General features: G+C 74.3%; 1 protein-coding gene. It reads left to right on the top strand.

The features are described from left to right. Positions 1 to 6,997: type I polyketide synthase (locus tag J5X86_RS47935; RefSeq protein WP_208522901.1), on the top strand; the 6,997-nt coding region annotated here is incomplete at its 5' end. Between the last annotated feature and the right edge of the window lie 10 nt (positions 6,998 to 7,007).

Raw genomic sequence — 7,007 nt, 5'->3', positions numbered from 1 at the left:
CGGCCTGGACCGCTTCTGGGCCTCGCTGGGCGAGGCGTGGACGCGTGGTGTGAGCGTGGACTGGGAGGCGGTGTACGAGGGGACGGGCGCGGAGCGCGTCGAGCTGCCCACGTACGCCTTCCAGCACCAGCACTACTGGCTCGAAGCGGGCACCCCCGCCGCTGCCGCCACCGCCGCCGACCCCGTCGAGGCCCGCTTCTGGGAGGCCGTGGAGCGCGAGGACTGGCAGGCGCTCGCCGCCGAGCTGGACGTCGACGGCGATGAGCGGGTCAGCGCGCTGCTGCCCGCCCTGGCCACCTGGCGCAAGCAGAGCCGTGAGCAGTCCACGGTGGACGGCTGGCGCTACCGCGTCACCTGGAAGCCGCTCGCCGACGGGCAGCCCGCGCGGCTGTCCGGCGGCTGGCTCGTCGTCGCCCCGGCCGCCGAGGACGCCTGGACCGACGCCGTGGCCGGTGTGCTCGCCGAACGCGGCGCCGACGTACGGCGGATCGCCGTGGACACCGACGCCGACGGCCGGGACGAGCTGATCGAGCGGCTGCGCACCGCGCTCACCGAAACCGACGGCATCCCGTTCGCCGGAGTCCTGTCGCTGCTGGCTCTCGACGGCCACCCGCACCCCCAGCATCCCTCCGTCCCCGCCGGGGTGGCGGCGCAGCTCGCGCTGGTGCAGGCGCTGGGCGACGCGGAGATCGGCGCGCCGCTGTGGTCCGCCACCCGTGGCGCGGTCTCCGTCGGCCGTACGGACACCCTCGAATCCCCCGAGCAGGCGCTGGTCTGGGGGCTCGGCCGGGTGGCCGCGCTGGAGCACGGCGAGCGCTGGGGCGGTCTGGTCGATCTGCCCGGGGCGCCCGACGAGCGGGCGCTGGCCCGGCTGGTGACCGTGCTCGCCGGGGCCGAGGAAGAGGACCAGGTCGCGATCCGCGCCACCGGGCTGCTCGTACGCCGTCTGGTGCGCGCCCCGCTGGCCGCCACGCCCGCCGTACGGTCCTGGGAGCCGGCCGGTACGACGCTGGTCACCGGCGGGACGGGCGCGCTGGGCGCCCATGTGGCGCGCTGGCTGGCCACCAACGGCGCCGAGCATCTGGTGCTCACCAGCCGCCGTGGTCTGGAGGCACCGGGCGCGGCGGATCTGCGGTCCGAACTGACCGAGCTCGGCGCGAAGGTCACCATCGCCGCATGCGATGTGGCCGACCGCGCCCAGGTCGAGGCGCTGCTCGCGGGCATCCCCGCCGAGCATCCGCTGACGGCCGTCGTCCACACGGCCGCCGTGCTGGACGACGGGGTGATCGAGGGTCTGACCCCGGACCAGGTGGACCGGGTGCTGAAGGTCAAGGTCGACGCCACCCGCCATCTGCACGAGCTGACCCGGGAGCTGGACCTCTCCGCGTTCGTGCTGTTCTCGTCCTTCGCGGCCACCTTCGGCGCGCCCGGCCAGGGCAACTACGCCCCGGGCAACGCCTTCCTCGACGCCTTCGCCGAGCACCGGCGTGCCCAGGGACTGCCCGCCACCTCGCTGGCCTGGGGCCCGTGGGGCGAGGGCGGGATGGCCGAGGGCGGCGTCGGCGACCGGATGCGCCGCCACGGCGTCATCGAGATGGCGCCGCGGTCGGCCGTCACCGCGCTCCAGCACGCGCTGGACCGCGACGAGTCGGTGCTCACCGTCGTCGACATGGAGTGGAAGCGCTTCGTTCTCGCCTTCACCTCCGGCCGCTCCCGTCCGCTGCTGCACGACTTGCCCGAGGCGCGGGACGTCATCCAGGACATGGCCGGGGACGCCGAGGCGGACGGCGCGGGCGCGGTCGCGCTGGCGCAGCAGCTCGCCGGGGTGCCGGAGGCCGAGCAGGAGCGGCTGGTGCTGGAGCTGGTCCGCACCGCCGTCGCGGCCGTCCTGGGCTACGCGGGCGCGGACGACGTCGAGGCGGGCCGGGCCTTCAAGGAGCTGGGCTTCGACTCGCTGACCGCCGTCGAGCTGCGCAACCGGCTCAGCGCCGCCAGCGGGCTGAAGCTGCCGCCGACGCTGATCTTCGACTACCCCACCCCCACGGTGCTCGCGCGCCATCTGCGCACCGAGATCGCGGGCGGGCAGCGGGCGGCCGTGGCCGCGCTGCCGACCGCGGCGGCGCTCGCCGACGACGAGCCCATCGCCATCGTCTCCATGAGCTGCCGCTTCCCGGGCGGTGTGCGCACCCCCGAGGAGCTGTGGCAGCTCCTCACCTCCGGCGGCGACGCGCTGTCGGAGTTCCCGGGCGACCGCGGCTGGGACATCGAGTCCCTGTACAACCCGGACCCGGATGCGCAGGGCACCAGCTACACCCGCGAGGGCGGATTCCTCACCGGGGCCGCCGACTTCGACCCCACCTTCTTCGGGATCTCGCCGCGTGAGGCCATGGCGATGGACCCGCAGCAGCGGCTGCTGCTGGAGACGTCGTGGGAGGCGTTCGAGCGGGCCGGAATCGACCCGGCCACGCTGCACGGCACCCCGTCCGGTGTCTTCGTCGGCACCAACGGCTCCGACTACTCCATCGTCATGCGCAGCAACACCGAGGGCTACGAGGGCCACCTGGCCACCGGCAGCGCCGCGAGCGTCGTCTCCGGCCGCCTCTCGTACACCTTCGGTCTGGAGGGCCCGGCGGTCACCGTCGACACCGCGTGCTCGGCGTCGCTGGTGGCGCTGCACCTGGCCGTCCAGTCGCTGCGCCAGGGCGAGTGCACGATCGCACTCGCGGGCGGCGTGACCGTGATGGCCACCCCGGGCACCTTCATCGAGTTCAGCCGCCAGCGCGGGCTGTCCTCCGACGGCCGCAGCAAGGCGTTCTCCTCGGACGCGGACGGCTTCAGCCCGGCCGAGGGTGTGGGCATGCTGCTGGTCGAGCGGCTGTCGGACGCGCGGAAGAACGGCCATCCGGTGCTCGCGGTCGTGCGTGGCTCCGCGATCAACCAGGACGGTGCGTCCAACGGTCTGACGGCGCCCAACGGGCCGTCCCAGCAGCGGGTGATCCGGCAGGCCCTGGCCAACGCCCGGCTGTCCCCCGCCGAGGTGGACGTGGTCGAAGCACACGGCACCGGTACGACGCTGGGTGACCCGATCGAGGCGCAGGCGCTGCTGGCCACCTACGGCCAGGAGCGGCCCGACGGGCAGCCCCTGCTGCTCGGCTCCATCAAGTCCAACATCGGCCACGCCCAGGCCGCCGCCGGTGTCGCGGGTGTGATGAAGCTCGTGCTCGCGCTGCGCCACGGCGTCCTGCCGGAGTCGCTGCACATCGTCGAGCCCACCCCGCATGTGGACTGGTCGGCGGGCGAGGTCGAGCTGCTGACCGAGGCGCGGGAGTGGCCGGAGACCGGCCGTCCGCGCCGGGCCGCGGTGTCCTCGTTCGGCTTCAGCGGCACCAACGCGCACGCCATCATCGAGCAGGCCCCGGCCGAGGAGCCGGACGAGACCGAGCCGGCCACCCGGCGGCCCGGCGCGCTGCCGTGGACGGTGTCCGGCAAGAGCGAGGCGGCGCTGCGCGCCCAGGCCGCCAAGCTGCTGGCCCACCTCGACGCCGACCCTGCCCTGCGCCCGCTGGACATCGGCCACTCGCTGGCCACCACCCGCGCCGCCTTCGAGCAGCGCGCGGTGCTGGTGGGCACGGACCGGGACGAATTCGCCGGTGGTTTGGACGCCCTCGCTAGGGGGCAGGTCCTGCCCAACCTGGTGCAGGGGGCCTCAATCGGGGGCAAGGCCGCATTCGTGTTCCCAGGACAGGGGTCACAATGGGTAGGCATGGCCGTGGAGCTGTTGGATGCTTCACCGGTGTTCGCTGCCCGTATTGATGAGTGTGCCGCCGCGCTCGCAGAGTTCACCGACTGGTCGTTGGTGGATGTGCTGCGCGAGGCGGAGGGCGCACCGTCACTGGAGCGGGTGGACGTTGTTCAGCCGGTGTTGTTCTCCGTGATGGTTTCGCTCGCGGAGTTGTGGCGTTCGCTGGGTGTGCGGCCGTCGGCCGTGGTCGGCCACTCGCAGGGTGAGATCGCCGCCGCGTGTGTGGCCGGAGCCCTGACGCTTCAGGACGCGGCGCGGGTGGTGGCGCTGCGGAGCCAGGCGATTGGCCGGGTGCTGGCGGGCAAGGGCGGCATGGTGTCGGTGGCGCTTCCGGTGGCGGACGTACGGGAGCGGATCGAGCCGTGGGGCGAGGAGCGCATCTCGGTGGCGGCCGTCAACGGGCCGTCCTCGGTGGTCGTCTCCGGTGAGCCGACCGCCCTCGATGAGCTGGTCGCCGCGTGTGAGGCCGATGAGGTGCGGGCGCGCCGGGTGCCGGTGGACTACGCCTCGCACTCGGCCCAGGTGGAATTGCTCCGTGAGGAGCTGCTGGAGCTGCTGGCGCCCGTGGAGCCCAAGACGGCCGAGGTGCCGTTCCTGTCCACCGTGACGGGGGAGTGGGTCGACGGTTCCGAGCTGGACGCCGAGTACTGGTTCACCAACCTGCGTCGCACCGTCGAGCTGGAGGGCGCCATCCGCCGCCTGCTCGACGAGGGCTTCGGAGTGTTCATCGAGTCCAGCGCCCACCCCGTGCTGACGATGGGTGTGCAGGAGACGGCCGAGGACGCGGGCCGGGAGGCCGCCGCGATCGGTTCGCTGCGCCGTGACGAGGGTGGCCTGGACCGCTTCTGGATCTCCGTCGGCGAGGCGTGGACGCGTGGTGTGAGCGTCGACTGGGACGCGGTGTACGAGGGGACGGGCGCGGAGCGCGTCGAGCTGCCCACGTACGCCTTCCAGCACCAGAGCTACTGGCCGCAGGCGGCCGGCACCCCGGCCGACGAGTCGGGCGCGCCGTCCGATGCCGTCGACGCCCGCTTCTGGGAGGCCGTCGAGCGCGAGGACCTGGCGTCGCTGGCCGACACCCTCGCGTTCGAGGACGACGGTGAGCGGTCCTCGCTCGGCGCCGTCCTGCCCGCCCTGGCCACCTGGCGCAAGCAGGCCCGTGAGCAGTCCACGGTGGACGGCTGGCGCTACCGCGCGACCTGGACCTCCCTGACCGAGCGCCAGGCCCCGCGGCTGTCCGGGACCTGGCTGCTGGCCGTGCCCGAGTCCGCCGTCATCGACGACTGGACGCTGGGCGCGGTCCGGATGCTCACCGAACGCGGCGCCGAGGTACGGCAGATCACCCCGACCGCCGTGGAGTCGGACCGCGCGTCGCTGACCCGTCTGGTGCGCGAGGAGCTGGCCGACGCCGCGACCGTCTCGGGTGTGCTGTCGCTGCTCGCCTTCGACCAGGGGACCGCGCCCGGCACCGACGGTGTCAACGCCGGGCTGACCGGCACCGCCGTGCTGATCCAGGCGCTGGGCGACGCCGGGGTGGACGCGCCGCTGTGGTGCGCCACCCGGGGCGCGGTCGCCGTCGGGCAGACGGACACCGTCGAATCCCCCGATCAGGCGCTCGTCTGGGGCCTGGGCCGGACCGCGGCGCTGGAGTACCCGGAGCGCTGGGGCGGTCTGGTCGACCTGCCCGGATCGCCCGACGAGCGGGCGCTGGCCCGGCTCGCCGGGGTGCTCGCCGGGACCGACGGCGAGGACCAGCTCGCGGTGCGCGCGGCCGGGGTGTTCGCCCGCAGGCTCGCGCACGCCCCGCTGGCCGGTGCGCCCGCCGTACGGACGTGGAAGCCGGTCGGTACGACGCTGGTCACCGGCGGTACGGGCGCGCTGGGCGCCCATGTGGCCCGCTGGCTGGCCGCGGGCGGCGCCGAGCATCTGGTGCTCACCAGCCGCCGTGGTCTGGAGGCGCCGGGCGCGGCCGAGCTGCGGGACGAGCTGACCGAACTGGGCACCAAGGTCACCGTCGCCGCGTGTGATGTGGCCGACCGCAAGGCCGTCGAGACGCTGCTGGCCGCCATCCCGGCCGACCAGCCGCTCACGGCGGTCATGCACGCCGCGGGCGTCCTGGACGACGGTGTCCTGGACGCGCTCACCCCGGAGCGGTTCGCCACCGTCCTCGGCCCCAAGGCCGACGCGGCGCGCCATCTGCACGAGCTGACCCGCGAGCTGGAGCTGTCCGCGTTCGTGCTGTTCTCCGGTATCGCGGGCACCCTCGGCGACGCAGGACAGGGCAACTACGCGGCGGCCAACGCCTACCTCGACGCGCTGGCCGAACAGCGCCGCGCCCAGGGCCTGCCCGCCACCTCGGTGGCCTGGGGCCGCTGGGGCGAGACGGGGCTTGCCGCCGACGGCGCCATCGGCGAGCGGCTGGACCGGGGCGGTGTCCCGGCGATGGCGCCGCACGCGGCCATCACGGCGCTGCAGCGGGCCCTGGACCACGCCGACACGGTCGTGGCCGTCGCCGACATCCAGTGGGACCGCTTCGCCTACGGCTACACGGCGGTCCGCCCCAGCCCGCTCATCGGCGAACTGCCCGAGGTCCGGCGGCTGCGGGATTCCGGCGCCACGGCCGGTGAGCCCGGCGCGGCCTCGGACGGATCCCCGGCGGACGCGCTGCGCAAGCGGCTGGCCGGGATCTCCCGGGCCGAACAGTCCGTGGTCGTCCTGGAGGTCGTGCGCACCAACGCGGCCGCCGCGCTCGGCCACCCCTCGACCGACGAGGTCGGCGCCGGGCGGGCGTTCAAGGAGCTGGGCTTCGACTCGCTCATCGCGCTGGAGCTGCGCAACCGGCTGACCGCCGCCACCGGGCAGAAGCTGCCCGCCACGCTGGTCTTCGACTACCCGACCCCGGCGGTCCTCGCCGAGTTCCTGTGCGGCCGGATCGTGGGCGACGGCGGTACGGCCGCCGCCCCCGGGCTGGCGGAGCTCGAGGCGCTGGAGTCCGCGCTGTCCGTCCTCGACCCCGACAGCGAGGCGCGGGACGACATCGCGGCCCGGCTGCGGGACCTCGCGGCGAAGTGGGCGGAGCCCCGTACGGCCGAGGCCGAGGCGGCGGACGGCGAGAGCGGGACCGTGACGGAGAAGTTGCAGGAGGCGACGCCCGACGAGGTCTTCGCCTTCATCGACAAAGAACTCGGAATCTGAGGATCTGAAG

Source organism: Streptomyces sp. NEAU-YJ-81 (assembly GCF_017592595.1).
Taxonomy (GTDB): Bacteria; Actinomycetota; Actinomycetes; order Streptomycetales; family Streptomycetaceae; genus Streptomyces; species Streptomyces hygroscopicus_B.
The sequence above is the reverse complement of the archived record's forward strand: the minus strand, read 5'-3'. Positions and strand labels throughout refer to the sequence as shown.